This is a genomic window from Psychroserpens sp. XS_ASV72, assembly GCF_041224425.1.
In the GTDB taxonomy this organism is placed as follows: domain Bacteria; phylum Bacteroidota; class Bacteroidia; order Flavobacteriales; family Flavobacteriaceae; genus Psychroserpens.
Window position 1 is genome coordinate 1 of the sequence record NZ_JBGFGL010000008.1, and the last position, 263, is coordinate 263.

Sequence of the window (263 nt, forward strand, 5' to 3'; positions counted from 1 at the left end):
AATACAATGGGAACCGCTTCAGATACTGACGATGTCATTGTAACGGTAAATGATTTGCCAAATACAGATGCTGGATCAGACGTGACGATTACTGAAGGAGAGAGTGTCACCTTAACGGCTACAGGAGCTGATTCCTATGAGTGGAGCACAGGTGAAACCACGTCCGCTATTTCGGTATCGCCAAATACTACTACGACATATACAGTGACAGGTTTCTCAAACGGCTGTGAATCGACCGACGCGGTTGTAGTGACCGTTGAGAC

The 263-nt window shown here is 46.8% G+C and carries 1 protein-coding gene; it reads left to right on the forward strand.

Features of this window, described 5'->3' with window-relative positions; translation table 11 throughout:
- A partial coding sequence (locus tag AB9K26_RS00025; protein WP_369970509.1) for a hypothetical protein occupies positions 1-263 on the forward strand: 263 nt, incomplete at both ends.